The sequence below is a fragment of the Marinospirillum minutulum DSM 6287 genome (assembly GCF_000422325.1).
In the GTDB taxonomy this organism is placed as follows: domain Bacteria; phylum Pseudomonadota; class Gammaproteobacteria; order Pseudomonadales; family Halomonadaceae; genus Marinospirillum; species Marinospirillum minutulum.
In genome coordinates this window covers 302993-319011 of the sequence record NZ_AULO01000010.1, presented here as the reverse complement: position 1 = coordinate 319011, position 16019 = coordinate 302993, and the positions used below count along the sequence as shown (strand labels likewise).

Here is a 16019-nt window from a genome sequence, read left to right as displayed (position 1 = left end):
TGAGCAGCCTAACATAGCAGTTTTTAACGACTCTATGAATTAGGTCAAGCTTCTAGCAAGAAAAAAACGCATCTCTTTTTGGTTATTTACCTCAAGAGGCTTTACCATTGGCTAAGCTTGTTAAGTCACTAAGGAAGTACCCATGAAATTAATTACTGCAATTATTAAACCTTTTAAACTCGATGATGTACGTGAAGCCTTATCTGAAATTGGTGTTCAGGGCATTACTGTAACTGAGGTTAAGGGTTTTGGACGTCAAAAAGGGCATACCGAGCTTTATCGCGGTGCTGAATATGTGGTCGATTTTCTACCTAAAATTAAGTTGGAAATCGCAGTAGATGATGCCATGGCAGAGCAGGTTATCGATTCTATTATTAATGTTGCCAATACCGGCAAGATAGGTGATGGCAAAATTTTTGTTTCCCCTCTAGACCAAGTCATCCGCATTCGTACTGGTGAAAAGGGCAAAGACGCCGTTTAAGCCAATAGTTGTTAATAAAGGAGCATTGAGTGAGCCAGCCATCCAGTCAAGATGCCAACAAGGTTTACAATATTCGTCATTGGGGCAGTCACTATTTTTCTGTTAGTGATCAGGGTCAGGTAATGGTGAAACCCAGTGCATCTAACCCTGAACAACTAAACTTAAAAAAACTCGTTGGTGATTTATGTAAGGCTGGTTTAACGCTACCTATTTTGGTTCGTTTTCCTGACATTCTGCAAGATAGAGTCAATAAGCTTTGTGATGCTTTTGATCAAGCCATTGCCAGTTACGACTACCAGGGTGGTTATACTGCTGTCTACCCAATAAAAGTGAATCAACAACGCCGTGTGGTTGAAGAGTTGCTAGAAAGCCAAGCTAGGGTTGATTCGCGCGTTGGCCTAGAAGCTGGTAGTAAGCCTGAACTGATTGCCGTACTGGCTCTAGCAGGCAACACCCCCTCTACTTTGGTGTGTAATGGCTATAAAGACCGTGAATACGTAAAGCTAGCCCTTATGGGGGAGCGGCTAGGTCACAAGGTTTACATTGTTGTTGAAAAGCCTTCTGAAGTTGCTTTGGCATTAGAAGAGGGCAGAAAGCTAGGCGTTAGGCCGAGACTAGGTGTACGTGCACGTTTGTCTTCTGTTAGCAAAGGACACTGGCAAGATAGCGGCGGTGCTAAGTCTAAGTTTGGTTTGGCTGCTAGCCAGCTTTTACAAATGGTAGAACAGCTTAAAGCGGCTAATTCTTTAGACTGCTTACAACTCTTGCATTTCCACCTTGGCTCTCAAATTGGCAATATCCGTGATATTCAGCGTGGACTAAAAGAGTGTGGGCGCTTTTATCAAGAACTCTTAGCCGCAGGCGCACCCATTAAGGTAGTTGATGTGGGCGGCGGCTTGGGCATAGATTACGATGGCACACGTTCTAGGGATGTTTGCTCTGTAAACTATTCCATGCTGGAGTACGCCAATAATGTGGTGCACGCCTTGCACCAAGTTTGCACTGCCAACGACTTACCTCACCCCCACTTAATTAGTGAGTCTGGTCGAGCTTTAACTGCTCATCATGCCGTATTAATAACAAACATTATTGATATAGAGCAGCCCGATTTAACCCCGCCCGACCAACCTAAAGAAGATGACCCTCTGGTTCTGCACGAACTATGGCGCGTGTATCAGGAATCATCGGTTGAATGGATAGATGAGCGGTCTTTAGTTGAAACTTGGCACGATGTTTTACAAGCCTTGTCTGAAGCGCAGGATATGTATATTCACGGTTTGCTTAATTTAACTCAGCGCGCTTTAGCAGAACGCCTCTACACCTGTGCAGCAGAGCATATTCACCAGCAGCTCAACCTTGCTAACAGAGTACACCTAGAAATTCATGATGAGTTAAATGAAAAGCTGGCCGATAAGCTGTTTGTTAACTTTTCTTTATTTCAATCCTTGCCCGATGTTTGGGGTATTAAGCAGGTATTTCCTATTTTGCCACTTTCTGGTTTAGATAAGCCCCTAGTGCGTCGCGGCATAGTGCAAGACATTACCTGCGATTCAGATGGGCGTATCGACCAATACGTAAACAGCCAAGGACTGCAATCGACACTACAAATACCTGAGTGGGCAGAAGATGAAGAAAAACTTTTAGGCTTTTTCTTAACCGGTGCTTACCAAGAAATTTTAGGTGATTTGCATAACTTGTTTGGTGACACTGACTCTGTTGATGTGGTGTTAGATGAAGAGGGTCAACCCTTATTAGAAAATTTAATTAAGGGCGACACCGTTGAAACAGTTTTACGTTATGTAAACTTTGACCCGCAAACCTTGCTAGCTTCAGTAGCAGAGCAGTTAAGTGTTAGTCAGCTTTCCACTTCTGAAAAAGCGCAGTTTTTACAACTCTTTGAAGAAGGCTTAAGTGGTTACACCTATTTAGAGTGAAACCACTTGGGTTGTTACCTTTAATAAGTTTGTTAGTTGCACGTCTAGCTGATCTCCGTCAGCTAGCTTGCCAACACCTGCGGGTGTGCCTGTAATAACGACATCACCAGGCATTAAGGTGAAGGTTTGGCTAATATGGCTTAACAACTCAGCAATAGGGGTTAGCATTTGTTTTGCCTTACCTCGTTGCTTTTCTATGCCATTAATTGCCAAGCTTAACTCTAATTCTTGCCAATCCTTAACTTCTGCAACGGGTACAAAGCTCGACAAGGGGCAAGCACCATCCCAAGCTTTAGCCCTTTCCCAAGGGTGGCCTAGTTTTTTTAATTCTGTTTGTAAATCTCTAAGCGTAAGGTCTAAAGCCAAGCCAACACCTATAACTGCTTCTAGTGCTTTTGCAGGCTGTGCTTTGCTGATAGGACTTCCTATTAAAAGTGCAATTTCAGTTTCGTAATGCACATCGCCTACACCCTTAGGTAAGTACACTGGCTCTTGCATAGCAACTGCGCTGGTTGCAGGTTTAATAAATAATAATGGTTGCTCTGGAATGGGGTTATTCAACTCAGCGGCATGTTCTGCATAATTACGCCCGACACAAACTAGCTTACCTAAAGGCCAGGCGTTACTGTCACCCATAAGGTGTGAATTAAAGGCTGTATGGCTCATTTTGTTACTGCTCGCTTAAGACAAGGGTTAGTTTTAATTAAGGTTAAAGCGAATTTCGCCATCGACCAAACTGGTTACCACTCGCCCTTTTAGTGATTGCTTCCAAAAAGGGGTGTTTTGCCCAGCAGAAAAACTCGTTTGTTCATCGAGTACCCAATTAGCTTCTGGATCAACTAAAATTAGGTCGGCAGCATAGCCTGGCCATAGCGCACCCGATTCAATTCCTAACAGCTTTGCAGGTGCTAAAGCCAAGCGTTTAACTAAATCACCTAGGTTTAACCAGCCATTTTCAACTAGGGCTAACATTTGTGGTAAAACCACTTCCAAGCTACTCATTCCAGGTTCTGAAACTGAGAAGGGTGCCATTTTTGCAGCCGCCTCATGCGGTAAATGGCTACTAGACACGGCTGAGATAGTGCCATCTTTTAAGCCTTGTAAAAGCCCTAGGCGATCTGCTTCACTTCGCAAAGGTGGCTCTAAATGAAAATTGCTATCGAAAGATTCTAGGCAGGCTTCAGTGAACAAGAGGTGGCTTAAGGCTACGTCTGCCGTTACAGCTAGGCCTCTTGCTTTGGCTTCTGCTACTTGTGTCACAGCTCTAGCTGTTGAAAGGTGAGCAAAGTGTGCCCTAATACCTGTTTGCTCTACTAATAACAGGGTTTGAGCTAGGGCAAGGGTTTCTGCTGTTTCTGGAATACCTTCTAAACCTAACTGTGAAGACAAGGAGCCTTCATGTGCAAAACCAGACCCTTTAAGCGCACTGTCTTCTGGATAAAAAACAACCAATATATCAAAAGTGGCAGCATACTCTAAACAGCGCCGTAAAATTAAGTTGTCTTGCACAGGGCGGCGTAAGTTAGTAAGAGCAACGCAGCCAGCAGCTTGTAAACTGGACATATTGCTCAGTAGCTGTCCTTCTAAGCCTTGAGTCAGCGCACCTATAGGTAAAACTTTGGCTTTGCCTGCTAGCTCTGCTCTCTCTCTAACAACTCGAATAACAGCAGGTGAATCGAGTGGAGGCTGGGTATCTGGACGTGCACAAACTTGAGTAAAGCCACCTGCTAAAGCAGCTTGGGTTTCGCTAGCAATATTGCCTTTATAGCTAGGTCCTGGCTCTCGTAAATGGCTACATAGGTCGATAAAGCCTGGACAAACAATTAGCCCTTCAGCATTAATGGTTTGCTCTGCTTTAAAACCTGTTGGGCAATCACCTAAAGCTAGGATTTTTCCTTCTTGAATATGCACATCAATAATTTGGTCTAACACCTGAGCAGGGTCGATAACACGACCACCTAGAATGGATATTTTCATTGTATCTGCGCCCTTTCGTGCATCTGTCCACTCATTGCCATACTCATGACCGCCATGCGTGTAGCAATCCCATAGCCTACCTGCTGCAAAATAACCGAGCGAGGTCCATCGGCTACGGCTGACTCTATCTCTACACCACGGTTAATTGGCCCGGGATGCATAACGATGGCTTCTGGGTGTGCATAACTTAGTTTTTCAGTTGTTAGTCCATAAAGGCGATAAAACTCTGCTTCGGAAGGCAGTAGTGCTCCGGTCATCCGTTCTTTTTGTAACCGCAGCATAATCACTACATCTACATCTTTTATGCCTTCTTCCATACGGGTATAAATTTTGGCACCCATTTCTTCAATTCCTATGGGTAGAAGTGTTTTAGGAGCAACTAAACGCACTTCAGCTGCACCTAGGGTATTGAGTGCTCGTATTTGTGAGCGTGCCACCCTTGAATGCAGAATATCGCCGACTATTGCTACTTTTAACCCTTCAAAGCCACCCTTATGTTTTCTAATAGTAAACATATCTAACATGGCTTGTGTTGGATGGGCATGACGACCATCACCTGCATTAATAATGGCAACTCTAGGCGTTATTTGGCTTGCTATAAAATGTGCTGCACCTGAATCGGCATGGCGTACTACAAACATATCAGCATACATGGCTTCAATGTTTTGTAGCGTATCCATCAAGGTTTCTCCCTTGGCGGTTGAAGAGGTTTTAATGTCTAAATTAAGTACATCTGCCGAAAGACGCTTAGCAGCTAATTCAAAGGTAGCGCGAGTACGTGTTGAGTTTTCAAAAAACAAATTCACTATGGTTTTACCACGCAACAAAGGCACTTTTTTAACCGCCTGCTCACCCATATTGGCAAAGGATTCGGCAGTATCAAGAATTTCTGTCAACAAGGCTTTAGATAAACCATTAATGCTAAGAAAATGTTTTAAACGCCCATCGGACGTTAGCTGCACATTACGGGGATGAGCCGGATTATTGAGTGCACTACTCATACGGGTTCCTCTGCGTCAAGGGGGCGAATAACTAAATTAAACTCAAGTGGGTCTGGGCCAGATAGCTTAATTCGCTTAGTAGGTGGTAGCTCTAGCTGTAAACCATAACAGTCTGCTTGAATGGGTAACTCTCTACCCGATAAAGAAAGTAGGGTAACTAAAGTAATGGAGGCTGGCCGCCCATAATCAAAAATTTCATTCATGGCAGCGCGAATGGTTCGGCCAGACATCAGCACATCATCAATCAAAACCAGGTGTTGGTTTTCCGTAGCAAAAGGGAGGTTTGAAGGCTTAACACTGGGGTTTAAACCGGTTTTGGAAAAGTCATCACGATAAAAAGCAATATCTAAAGTACCCAACGGCCAATTTACTTGCATCTTCTGGCGTAGCGCTTCTGCAACCCATACACCGCCTGTGTGTATTCCAATTAGAAGTGGTTGGCTAATGCCTTGCTCTTTTAGGTAGCTGGTTAACTTAACTGCTAGGTTATCAAGCAGCGGCGCTACTTCTGGTAAAAAATCTTCCTGTTTCTGATACCCCATACTAGTGATCACTCTTATAAAAATTAGGATTTAACGAAGTTTGGCCCTGCTATTTGCTTCAAATAAACACTATCCCCCTTGGGATCTAGCTGTAGCCATTCTTCTAAAATTACTGCGGCGGCTAAACGGTCAACTGGGTCTTCTCGAAAGTTACCCTTATGCCCACCTTGGCGCTTAACTATTTCTTTAGCTGTACGAGTAGAGCCTCGCTCATTCATGCCATAACAAGCTTTGCCATAACGCCCAAATAACCGCTTTGCAAACTTTCTTGCGCGTTGGCTTAAAGGTGTTTCTTCTAAAGCTTCGTCTAAAGGCAGTCCTACAACAAAGGCATCTGGTTGCCATTCTTTAATTAGTGAATCTAAAATTTCCCAAGCCGGAATACCCTCTTTGGCAGGTATCTCCGTTAAAGGGTTAACAGTACGCGTTAACTCATTGCCTAAAGCAGCACCATGACGTTTGCTGCCAAAATCAAAAGCCATGATTAAACGTGGTTTAGTAGTATTAGGCATGACCTGCTTGTCCGGTCATTAAATCTAAATTAATACCTAAGCTGGTTGCTGCTGCCGTTAAACGGTCTTCTGCCAAGGTTGCAAAAAGCACACTCTCACTAGCAGGGCAGGTTAACCAAGCATTATCGAGTAGCTCTTGTTCTAGTTGTCCTACTTCCCAGCCAGCACAACCTAGCGCAATAAGAAAGTGCTCTGGTCCTTCGCCCTTAGCTAGCGCTTCCAAAATATCTAAGGAGGTTGTTAGGCTAAGCTGTTCGCTGATTGGTAAACTTGCTTTCCAATCAGAAGCGCCGGTATGCAATACAAAGCCTCGATCCACATGAACTGGCCCACCTCGAAACACCTGTTTGTCTAGATGAAGCGTAGAAGTCATTTCTATATCCATTTGCTCCATTAGTTCAGCAAAGGTTAGTGGCAGAGGTTTGTTAATGATTAAACCTAAAGCACCCTGTTCATTTTGTTCACAAAGGTAGGTTAAGCTTCCACCAAAGTGCGGGTCTTTAAGTTGCGGCATAGCTAAAAGGAAATGGTCCCTAAGTGTATTCACAGTTTTCTCTTTGTTGTGCATCTACTAGTTGATTCTGGCTAAATTATACGGGTATTGAAAGGCTTTGACTCAACTCTTAATTAATTGGCATACCAACCATCACCAAACTGCCAAGTGCGAATAATTTCTAGCACATCTGCATCTGCTTTTATTGATTCTGGCAGGGGCGCAAAAGGTGCAGCTAAATTTAAAATGCGTACTGCTGCATCATCAAGCAAAACATGTCCGGAACTAGTCAGTAATTGTGCTTCTAGAATACGACCATCAGCAGCGATAACAACCATTAAACGTAACCTGCCACCTAGGTTTTGCTTTCTTGCTTCTTCTGGGTAATTTAAGTTACCTATTCTTTCTACTTTTTGTTCCCACTGTTTTAAGTAAAGTGCTTCTTCACTGGTCATCTTAGCGCCTGAACTAATGCGCCTTACCCTTGTTTGTTGGGCATAGTTCGTTTGCATAGCAGCTAATTCAGCTTCAAGGCGAGCTATTTCTAAACTTCGCGCTATTAAATTTTTAGATAAACGGGGGGTTGGTGGTGTTTTTTCAGGCGGTAATGGTTCTGCTGGCCCACTTGTAAGCTTTTCTTCTACTACTTGCTCGGCTTCTTGTGAGCTGGCAAGTTTTGCTTCATTTGGGGGGGGAATGATTTCTTCCGTTGGTAACACTTGGCTAGCTTCAACTTCTTGAACAACTGTTTCTTGATCATAAAGAATCACTTCTGTTGCTTGGAAAAAGCGCTCTTCTAGGCTAATTTCTTTGGATGGAAGTGCAATAATCAACAACAAAAGGTGCAAAGTAAAAGCAAGCAGCAGCGCCCAAATTAGTGGACGCTGCCTTTTAACTAAGCGTTTCAACTCAGCAGACAATCAATCCCGACCTAGGCGTTCAGCTATATAAGCCATTAACTCACCGCCAATATCAAGACCACACTGCTCATCTAACTCACGAACACAGGTGGGGCTGGTTACGTTAATTTCAGTAAGGTAATCACCTATTACGTCTAGGCCAACAAACATCAGGTCTTTTTCTTTTAGTGCAGGGGCTACTTGGTTAACTATCCAATAGTCACGTTCGGTTAATTTACGAGCAATGCCGCTACCTCCAGCCGCTAGGTTGCCACGGGTTTCGCCCGCCATAGGTACACGTGCTAAACCGTAGGGGACTGCTTCACCGTTAATTACCAGAATACGGGTATCACCGTCTTTTATTTCGGGCACATACCTTTGCACCATTATTTGACGCTGGTTGTTGTCGGTTAACTCTTCAATAATTGCACCTAGGTTTAAGCCTTCTTCTTTAGCGCGGAAGATGCCCATACCACCCATACCATCAAGCGGCTTCAAAATAATGTCTTGGTGTTCTTTATGAAAGGCGCGAATTAATTCACTATTGCTGCTAACCAAGGTAGGTGGGCAGCATTCTGGAAACTCTTGTGCAAAAAGTTTTTCATTACAGTCACGCAGGCTTTGCGGCTTGTTAACCACTAGCACGCCTTCACGCTCGGCTGCTTCTAATAACCAGGTAGAAGTTAAAAAGTTGTTATCAAAGGGTGGGTCTTTACGCATTAACAACACATCTAGCTCGGCCATGGAGGCGGCTTTAGCTTCGCCTAGGGTGTACCATTTATTAGGGTCAGCAAAAACATCTAAATCGGCCATACGCGCCCAAGCTTTGCCTTGCTGTAAATACAGGTCACCCATTTCCATGTACTTAAGTTTCCAGCAACGCTTTTTAGCTGCTAACAAGAGCGCCAGCGTAGTATCTTTTTTGTAGGTAATATCCGCTATTGGATCCATTACCACACCCACTACAACCTGCTTAGTCATTTTGCCTCCTACACTGGCACACTGTTAGGTAATTATTTGAAATCACCCCACCAATGCTGCACTAGGCTAAGTGCCGCAAGAGGCGCGGTTTCTGTTCGTAAAATTCGTGGCCCTAAACGTAAGCCAGTAAAACCTTGCTGCTTAGCTAAATCGACCTCAGCTTCGGTTAAGCCACCTTCAGGACCTATTAATAAGGCAACACGAGTAATGTCTTTAACTGCCAGTTCACCGCTTTGACCATAAGGGTGCAAGAGGAGTTTCATTGCCTCCTGTCGCCCTGCTAACCAATTAGTTAATGGTTGGGGTGAATGAATAATAGGCAAGTCATTACGGCCACTTTGTTCGCAGGCGCTAATCGCTATTTGCTGCCATTGCTGTAACTTCTTTTGCTCTCTTTCACCTTTTAATCTCACATCGCCTAGTTGGGTATAAAGCGGGGTAATTTCAGTTACACCTAGCTCGGTAGCTTTTTGAATGATCCATTCCATCTTATCGCCTTTAGAAATGGCTTGACCAAGATGGGTGGTTAAAGGTGAAGGGGCTGCAGACTCAACTGGGGCTAACAAGGCTAATAAAGCTCGGTTTTTATTGCCTTCTATAAGCTGTGCTAAATAACAGTGCAGCCCATCAAACAGATGCAACTGTTCTCCTGGCTGTATTCTTAGCACTTGTATCATGTGACGCACCACCTGACCTTCTAGCTCTATTTGAGACTGTCCAGCCAGGGGTTGAGATGAATAAAAGCGCCGCACGCTAGTTCTTACTGGGTTGTTTGTGCTTCACGCTGTTTGCGCTCAGCAAAGATAGCTTCAAAGTTAACCGGTGCAATCATTAAAGGAGGAAAGCCACCTTTAACTACTAGGTTATCTATGGCTTCTCTTGCATAGGGGAAAAGAATGTTAGGACTGAACGCACCGAGCGCATGTTCTAAGTTATCACCTTCTATGCCAGCAATTTGAAAAGCACCGCTCTGTTCTATTTCTGCTAAGAAAGCTGTTTTTTCGCCAAAGGTAACCTGAGCAGTAATTTTGACAGTGACTTCATAAAGCTCTTCGTTAATTTGGCGATTGCTGGTATCTAGCTTTACATCTACATGCGGCTGGTCTTTAACCATAAAAACTTCAGGGCTGTTAGGCGCTTCAAAAGATACATCGCTTAGGTAAAGACGCTGTAGAGCAAATTGGGTTTGTGGTGCTTCACTCATTATTTTAGTTTCCTTATTTTTGATTTTTAACCTGTGTTACTTTTTAACCACCGGCATAGAGTCACTCTGCCACTGCATAATACCGCCTTTAAGACGTAAAACCTGTTCAAAGCCCGCTTTTTGTAACTTGGCAATTGCAATGCCTGTAGACGAACCCGTGTTACAAACCACTAATATTTTCTTTTCTTTATGCTTTTCCAATTCTTGTAGGCGGCTATCAAGATTAGCTGTTGGAATATTAATAGAGCCAGCTATGTGCCCTTGCGTAAAGTTTTTGCGATCACGAATATCAAGCGTAATTGCTTCTTCACGGTTCATTAAGCGCACTGCTTCTGCAACACCTACGCTATTGCCAGCGGTACGGCTCTCGTTAAAAGCAATCAAAGCTAAGAGAATAACAAAGGCACTTACTAGCATGGGGTTGTTAATACTAAATTCAATAATTTGCTCTAACATTATCTATCTCTTTTTTGTTACAAAAATTTTGTGGTTTAGGATACACCAGAGTAACAATCAAGGCATCCGTAAGATGGAGATTTAAGGCCGGTAGCGCTATTATAGCTTCATTAATTCTTCTGGCCCGCGCCTATTCAGACCTTAAAGAGTGATCCAATAATCTTATGAGTTCTCAACGTTTTCCTACTGCCCTAATTATTCTTGATGGTTACGGTGATAACCCAGCCAGCGACAATAATGCAATTTTCCACGCCAAGACACCTGTTATGGATCGCCTTCGTGCAGAATTACCTAGCAGCCAAATTCATACCGATGGCATGCATGTTGGCCTTCCTGAAGGACAAATGGGTAACTCTGAAGTAGGACACATGAACCTAGGTGCTGGGCGCATTGTTTACCAAGACTTCACCCGTGTTACTCAAGCTATTAAAGATGGCAGCTTTTTTTCTAACCCTACTTTAACTGCTGCTATTGATGACGCTGTTGCAAAAAAAGGTGCTGTACATCTTATGGGGCTTTTATCCCCTGGTGGTGTGCATAGTCATGAAGATCATTTATTTGCCATGGCAGAATTGGCTGTTAAACGTGGCGCCAAACAAGTTTTCTTACATGCTTTCTTAGATGGCCGTGATACCCCGCCACGCAGCGCCAAAGCGTCTATTGAAGCAGCAGACCGTAAATTTAAAGAACTGGGTGTAGGTAGAGTCGCAAGCTTAATTGGCCGCTACTATGCTATGGACCGCGATAACCGCTGGGATAGGGTTGAACAAGCTTACAACCTTTTAACCCTTGGTCAGGCTGAGTTTAATGCCGACTCTGCAATTGCTGGCTTAGAAGCAGCCTATAACCGTGATGAAAATGATGAGTTTGTTAAAGCCACAGCTATAGGTCTACCCTGCCAAATAGAAGATGGCGATGCCGTTGTTTTTATGAATTTCCGTGCCGACCGTGCCAGAGAAATTACTCGTGCCTTTACCGAAGCTAACTTTAAAGGCTTTGCCCGCCGTGCTTGGCCACGCTTAAGCAGCTTTGTTATGCTTACTCAATATGCAGAAGACATAGATGCACCTGCTGCTTTTCCACCTGCTAACCTAACCAATACCTTGGGTGAATACCTAGCCAACTTAGGTAAAACCCAGCTACGCATTGCAGAAACTGAAAAGTATGCTCACGTTACTTTCTTTTTCTCTGGTGGTAGAGAAGAACCCTTTGCAGGTGAAACACGCGTGTTAGTTTCTTCCCCTCAAGTTGCTACCTACGATTTACAACCTGAGATGAGTGCACCGGAAGTAACCGATAAACTGGTCGCGGCCATTCATTCTGGTGACTATGATGCCATTATTTGCAACTATGCTAATGGTGATATGGTTGGCCATACGGGTGATTTTGATGCCACAGTAAAAGCCATAGAAACCCTAGATGTTTGTGTTGGGCGAGTAGTTGAAGCCCTTCAAGCCGTTAATGGACAAGCCTTTATTACTGCTGATCATGGTAATGCTGAGCAAATGCTTGATGAAACCACTGGGCAAGCACAAACAGCCCACACCACCTTTCCTGTTCCTCTTATTTATGTGCCACCAAAAAATCGCAAAGCTCGCCTTTTAGATGGTGGCCGCTTATCTGATCTAGCACCTACAATGCTTAAAGCCATGGGGTTAGAACAGCCAGAAGAAATGACTGGCCGTGCGCTAGTTGAATTTGATAAGACGGAAGGTTAATTGATGCAGCCAGCAGAGAACAGGGATTAGTTATGCGCCGTTTTGCCTTAGTAGCCACCTTACTAGTAAGCCTGCTGGCAGCTAATCTAGCCTTAGCTGCTAACCCTTCCGCTCAAGAGGAGGTTAGCGAACAGCAACTTAAAGCCTTACGAAAAGACATTAGTAAACTGCAAGGCTGGCTAACAGAAGCGCGTGGCGAGCACTCTCAACTAGAAAATCGCTTACGTGAAACAGAGGTGCAAATAGGCCAGCTGGTTTCCCGTATAGCTGAAAACAGTAATGAAGCAGCAGAACTTGAACAAAGACTTATGCGCTTACGCAGTGAACAGCGCAGTTTGCAAACACAGCTTGACCAGCAGGCTGGCTATTTGCGCCAACAAATACGTTCTGCCTACGCCATGGGCAGACAAGAATACCTAAAGGTGCTACTTAATCAGCAAGAGCCAGACAGGGTGGCTAGACTGTTAAGGTATTACGACTATATCAACAAAAAAAGAACCGAACAGATAGAGGAATACCTAGGTACAGCACGTCAGCTTAGTGTTGTTCAGTCAGAGATAATTACCCGTGGCAAAACACTTGAGCAGGTTAGGCGCAGTTTACAAAACCGACGCAGCGAACTACTAGCTGAACAAAAGAAACGCCAAGCTGTTGTAAAGCAACTTAGCCAAGAAATTGCTGGTCGGGGTGATGAATTAAAAAAACTACTCGCTGACCAAAAACGCTTAGAACAACTCTTAGAAGCCGTAACTGAAGCAATCATTAAGCTTCCACCCCCCAGAGACGCTAGCCCCTTTCCACAAATGCGTGGCAAGTTACCCTGGCCAATTAAAGGTCGTGTACTTAGTGCCTACGGTAGCAAACAATACAACAACCGCTTAACGAGTCATGGCATGTTAATTCAAGCCCGTGAAGGGGATGCAGTACGTTCTATTCACGGTGGAAGGGTTGTATTTGCTGACTGGTTAAGGGGCTTTGGTTTTATGTTAATTATTGACCATGGCGAGGGTTATATGAGCCTCTACGGTTATAATCAAACACTTAACAAGCAGCCCGGTGACTGGGTGCATGGTGGTGAAGTTATTGCTACAGCGGGGTCTACTGGCGGCCAACAAAACAACGGCCTTTATTTTGAAATAAGAAGTGATGGGCAACCACTCGACCCCATAAGCTGGATAGCAGGCCGCTAACTTTTAATTTTTATAACAGGTATTTTTATGTATTTTTTAACACCTAGTCACAAAACACCTAATCCCACTCTACGGTGGCTAGGTGTTGCTTTATTGTTAAGCTTTACTGTTTTAGCGCCAGCCACCTTTGCCGATAATCACTCTAACTTAGATTACCCTCTCGACCCAGAATATGACCTGCCACTGGATGAGCTACGTAGTTTTGCAGAAGTCTACGAGCGTATTAAGCAGGCTTATGTGCACGAAGTAGCTGACCGAGAATTATTAGAAAATGCAATTAAAGGCATGTTATCTGGCCTAGACCCTCACTCTTCCTACCTAGAGCCTGAAGCCTTTCGTGATCTTATAGAGTCAACGCAGGGCGAGTTTGGTGGGTTAGGCATCGAAATAGGTATAGAAGAAGGCTATATAAAAGTTATTAGTCCTATTGATGACACCCCAGCTTCTCGAGCAGGGTTACAGCCACATGATTTAATTATTCGCATTAACGATACACCGACTCGCGAAATGTCGGTTGATAAAGCCATGGAGTTAATGCGTGGTGAACCAGGCACTAAAATAGAACTCACCATTCAACGTGAAACACTTAGCCAACCCCTTAAAGTAGAGTTAGAGCGAGGGTTAATTCGTATTACCAGTGTGAAAGAAAAAATACTTGAACCCGGGTTTGGCTACCTTAGAATTAGTCAGTTTCAAAACCGTAGTGGTGAAGAGGTGCAAGAAGGGCTAGCAAGACTAGCTAAAGAAAATGAAGGGCCTTTAGAAGGTTTAATTTTAGATTTACGCAACAACCCAGGCGGTGTATTACAAGCAGCGGCAGACGTTGTTGATGTATTCTTAGACAGTGGCTTAATTGTTTATACCAAGGGTCGCTTGCCCGATACGCAAATGCGCTTTGAAGCCAACCCAGGCGATAGCTTAGATGGTGTTCCACTGGTGGTTTTAATTAATGGTGGTTCAGCTTCAGCTTCAGAAATTGTTGCCGGTGCCTTGCAAGACCACCAACGAGCTTTAGTTATGGGTACTGCTAGTTTTGGTAAGGGTTCAGTACAAACGGTGTTGCCCATGAATAATGATAGAGCATTAAAAATGACCACTGCGCTTTATTACACACCCAATGGTCGGTCAATTCAGGCTGAAGGCATTCAACCAGATATAGAAGTAGTCAATGCACGCATTACACCGCTAGAGGCTTATCAGGCAACAAAAGAAGCTGACCTAGATGGACACATCAACAATGAGTTTAAACCTTCTAGTAGTAAAAAAATTACTGCTCGCCTAGACACAGCGGAAGACTACCCTTTGAATGAAGCTTTAAACCTTCTACGTGGATTAGTGATTTTTAAAAGCCGCCACTAAGCCTTGCCTTAAACCAACACTAACCTTTTCTCCTTAGCTAACTTATTTAGCTAAGGGGCGTAAACCTAACGCCTGAGCAATTAACTGGCGCTTTATCCAAGGATTAGCATTCACTAGCTTCATACCTAGGTTACGCAGTAAAAGTACAGGCAACTTTTGCGTTGCAAATAAGCGTTTAAAGCTTTCCATTAGCGCCATCATTGCTAGGTTGTCTGGCTTGCGCTGGCGCTGATAAGTGTTTAATACCATTAAACTACCCAAGGGTTTGTTGTCTGCTGCAGCTTGTTTGATAACCTGTGTTAGAACAGCAGTATCAGCAAAACCTAGGTTAATACCCTGTCCAGCTAAAGGGTGAATGGTATGTGCAGCATCAGCAATGAGTGCCAAACCTGGTTTTACATAATCAATAGCATGGCGCTGACGTAAAGGCACAACTTGGCGTGTTTGGCTTAATTCCACCTTACCTAAACGCCCTTCAAAAGCTTGAGCTAGTTGTTGGTTAAAAGCCTGCTCATCTAATGCTAATAATTCTGCGGCTTGTTCTGGGTGAGTAGACCAAACGATAGAGCACCAATGGTTATCGCCCTCTAAGTTTAAGGGTAGAAAAGCCAAAACCCCTTTTTCAGTAAAGTTTTGCCAAGCAGTATTGCCGTGAGATTTTTCCATACGCACACTGGTGACTAAAGCATGATGGCCATAGTTCCACTCTCTTGTTTTAAAGTTGGCTAGTTGGCGTATTTTTGAATTGGCACCATCAGCACCTACAATCAGTGCGGCTTCTAAACAACGTCCATCATTTAATACTAAGCTTCGCTTACCCTGAGCACTGGCTGGCTCACTTAACTCGGTAGCTTCTACGCCTTGATACCAGTCTAGGTTAGCCTGATTGGCAACGGCTTCTAATAAACCTAGCTGAGTTACAGCATTTTCAACTAAATATCCCAAATTAGAAACACCTGCTTCTGCTGCATCAAAAGCAACCTCTGCTGTGCCTTCACCATCCCAAACATGCATACCTTGGTAGGGATTTACTCGCCGCTTTTCCATAGCAGACCAAGCACCTAAACTCTCTAAGAGCTGGCGACTGGTTTCTGATAAGGCGCTAACCCGTGTATTAAAAATGCTAGCTTGCCAATTAGGTGGTTGTTCTGCCGCTTCTACTAGTGCTAACTTTAGGTTTGTTGCTGCCAAACCCGCGGCAAGTGCTAAACCAGCCATACCACCGCCAACGATCACAACATCATAGCTTTTAGTTGCTTTTGGTTGCTGCAT

At 44.0% G+C, this 16019-nt stretch carries 17 protein-coding genes; 5 read left to right on the top strand and 12 right to left on the bottom strand.

Features of this window, described 5'->3' with window-relative positions:
- Nucleotides 1-142: 142 nt before the first annotated feature.
- Nucleotides 143-481 carry a P-II family nitrogen regulator gene (locus H571_RS0105075; RefSeq protein WP_027848365.1) on the top strand — a complete coding sequence of 113 codons (339 nt, stop codon included), beginning with the start codon at nucleotides 143-145 and terminating at the stop codon, nucleotides 479-481.
- Between the two features lie 29 nt (nucleotides 482-510).
- Nucleotides 511-2415, top strand: coding sequence for a biosynthetic arginine decarboxylase (speA, locus tag H571_RS0105070; protein ID WP_027848364.1), 1905 nt, complete (start codon nucleotides 511-513; stop codon nucleotides 2413-2415).
- On the opposite strand, the gene H571_RS0105065 is transcribed toward speA, so the two are convergent.
- From H571_RS0105065 to H571_RS0105015, 11 genes are all read right to left on the bottom strand, one after another.
- Complete coding sequence (locus tag H571_RS0105065) at nucleotides 2407-3081, bottom strand: fumarylacetoacetate hydrolase family protein (protein ID WP_084482678.1); 675 nt, start codon at nucleotides 3079-3081, stop codon at nucleotides 2407-2409. The two genes, speA and H571_RS0105065, sit on opposite strands and share 9 nt — an antisense overlap.
- 33 nt (nucleotides 3082-3114) lie before the next feature.
- A complete protein-coding gene (locus tag H571_RS0105060) occupies nucleotides 3115-4392 on the bottom strand; it encodes a dihydroorotase (RefSeq protein WP_027848362.1) in 1278 nt (425 codons plus the stop codon).
- Nucleotides 4389-5393 carry an aspartate carbamoyltransferase catalytic subunit gene (locus tag H571_RS0105055; RefSeq protein ID WP_036217606.1) on the bottom strand — a complete coding sequence of 335 codons (1005 nt, stop codon included), beginning with the start codon at nucleotides 5391-5393 and terminating at the stop codon, nucleotides 4389-4391. Before H571_RS0105055 ends, H571_RS0105060 begins: the two co-directional genes overlap by 4 nt.
- Entirely contained in the window at nucleotides 5390-5935 is a 546-nt protein-coding gene (gene pyrR, locus H571_RS14285) for a bifunctional pyr operon transcriptional regulator/uracil phosphoribosyltransferase PyrR (RefSeq protein ID WP_051168158.1), read from the bottom strand. The genes H571_RS0105055 and pyrR overlap by 4 nt, the downstream gene beginning before the upstream one ends.
- Before the next feature lie 23 nt (nucleotides 5936-5958).
- A complete protein-coding gene (gene ruvX / locus H571_RS14280) occupies nucleotides 5959-6447 on the bottom strand; it encodes a Holliday junction resolvase RuvX (protein WP_051168157.1) in 489 nt (162 codons plus the stop codon).
- Nucleotides 6440-6994, bottom strand: coding sequence for a YqgE/AlgH family protein (locus H571_RS0105040; protein WP_027848360.1), 555 nt, complete (start codon nucleotides 6992-6994; stop codon nucleotides 6440-6442). The genes ruvX and H571_RS0105040 overlap by 8 nt, the downstream gene beginning before the upstream one ends.
- 80 nt (nucleotides 6995-7074) lie before the next feature.
- Nucleotides 7075-7860 carry an energy transducer TonB gene (locus tag H571_RS14275; protein WP_051168156.1) on the bottom strand — a complete coding sequence of 262 codons (786 nt, stop codon included), beginning with the start codon at nucleotides 7858-7860 and terminating at the stop codon, nucleotides 7075-7077.
- Nucleotides 7861-8820, bottom strand: a complete 960-nt coding sequence (gshB, locus tag H571_RS0105030; RefSeq protein ID WP_027848359.1) for a glutathione synthase — start codon at nucleotides 8818-8820, stop codon at nucleotides 7861-7863.
- A 32-nt stretch (nucleotides 8821-8852) separates the two neighbouring features.
- Nucleotides 8853-9572, bottom strand: coding sequence for a 16S rRNA (uracil(1498)-N(3))-methyltransferase (locus tag H571_RS0105025; protein WP_036217603.1), 720 nt, complete (start codon nucleotides 9570-9572; stop codon nucleotides 8853-8855).
- Between the two features lie 8 nt (nucleotides 9573-9580).
- The gene (gene secB, locus H571_RS0105020) at nucleotides 9581-10024 is read right to left on the bottom strand and encodes a protein-export chaperone SecB (RefSeq protein ID WP_051168155.1); all 444 of its coding nucleotides are present in this window, start codon (nucleotides 10022-10024) and stop codon (nucleotides 9581-9583) included.
- A 36-nt stretch (nucleotides 10025-10060) separates the two neighbouring features.
- Nucleotides 10061-10480 carry a rhodanese-like domain-containing protein gene (locus H571_RS0105015; protein ID WP_027848356.1) on the bottom strand — a complete coding sequence of 140 codons (420 nt, stop codon included), beginning with the start codon at nucleotides 10478-10480 and terminating at the stop codon, nucleotides 10061-10063.
- A gap of 164 nt (nucleotides 10481-10644) precedes the next feature.
- On the opposite strand from H571_RS0105015, the gene gpmI reads away from it, so the two are divergent.
- The 3 genes from gpmI to H571_RS14270 are packed head-to-tail and all read left to right on the top strand — an operon-like array spanning nucleotide 10645 to nucleotide 14747.
- Entirely contained in the window at nucleotides 10645-12198 is a 1554-nt protein-coding gene (gene gpmI, locus H571_RS0105010; protein WP_027848355.1) for a 2,3-bisphosphoglycerate-independent phosphoglycerate mutase, read from the top strand.
- Between the two features lie 32 nt (nucleotides 12199-12230).
- Nucleotides 12231-13388, top strand: coding sequence for a murein hydrolase activator EnvC family protein (locus H571_RS0105005; protein ID WP_027848354.1), 1158 nt, complete (start codon nucleotides 12231-12233; stop codon nucleotides 13386-13388).
- A gap of 27 nt (nucleotides 13389-13415) precedes the next feature.
- Nucleotides 13416-14747, top strand: a complete 1332-nt coding sequence (locus tag H571_RS14270) for a S41 family peptidase (RefSeq protein WP_036217600.1) — start codon at nucleotides 13416-13418, stop codon at nucleotides 14745-14747.
- 42 nt (nucleotides 14748-14789) lie between these two features.
- Here the strand turns inward: H571_RS14270 and H571_RS0104995 are convergent, their stop codons facing one another.
- Entirely contained in the window at nucleotides 14790-16019 is a 1230-nt protein-coding gene (locus H571_RS0104995; protein WP_027848353.1) for an FAD-dependent oxidoreductase, read from the bottom strand.

What these genes read in the sequence shown, in the direction of transcription:
- pyrR (WP_051168158.1), bottom strand. Translation starts at nt 5,935, where the DNA reads ATGGGGTATCAGAAACAGGAAGATTTTTTACCAGAAGTAGCGCCGCTG.
- H571_RS0105075 (WP_027848365.1), top strand. Translation starts at nt 143, where the DNA reads ATGAAATTAATTACTGCAATTATTAAACCTTTTAAACTCGATGATGTA.
- gpmI (WP_027848355.1), top strand. Translation starts at nt 10,645, where the DNA reads ATGAGTTCTCAACGTTTTCCTACTGCCCTAATTATTCTTGATGGTTAC.
- gshB (WP_027848359.1), bottom strand. Translation starts at nt 8,820, where the DNA reads ATGACTAAGCAGGTTGTAGTGGGTGTGGTAATGGATCCAATAGCGGAT.
- H571_RS0105065 (WP_084482678.1), bottom strand. Translation starts at nt 3,081, where the DNA reads ATGAGCCATACAGCCTTTAATTCACACCTTATGGGTGACAGTAACGCC.
- secB (WP_051168155.1), bottom strand. Translation starts at nt 10,024, where the DNA reads ATGAGTGAAGCACCACAAACCCAATTTGCTCTACAGCGTCTTTACCTA.
- H571_RS0105060 (WP_027848362.1), bottom strand. Translation starts at nt 4,392, where the DNA reads ATGAAAATATCCATTCTAGGTGGTCGTGTTATCGACCCTGCTCAGGTG.
- H571_RS14270 (WP_036217600.1), top strand. Translation starts at nt 13,416, where the DNA reads ATGTATTTTTTAACACCTAGTCACAAAACACCTAATCCCACTCTACGG.
- H571_RS0104995 (WP_027848353.1), bottom strand. Translation starts at nt 16,019, where the DNA reads ATGCAGCAACCAAAAGCAACTAAAAGCTATGATGTTGTGATCGTTGGC.
- ruvX (WP_051168157.1), bottom strand. Translation starts at nt 6,447, where the DNA reads ATGCCTAATACTACTAAACCACGTTTAATCATGGCTTTTGATTTTGGC.
- H571_RS0105055 (WP_036217606.1), bottom strand. Translation starts at nt 5,393, where the DNA reads ATGAGTAGTGCACTCAATAATCCGGCTCATCCCCGTAATGTGCAGCTA.
- H571_RS0105005 (WP_027848354.1), top strand. Translation starts at nt 12,231, where the DNA reads ATGCGCCGTTTTGCCTTAGTAGCCACCTTACTAGTAAGCCTGCTGGCA.
- H571_RS0105015 (WP_027848356.1), bottom strand. Translation starts at nt 10,480, where the DNA reads ATGTTAGAGCAAATTATTGAATTTAGTATTAACAACCCCATGCTAGTA.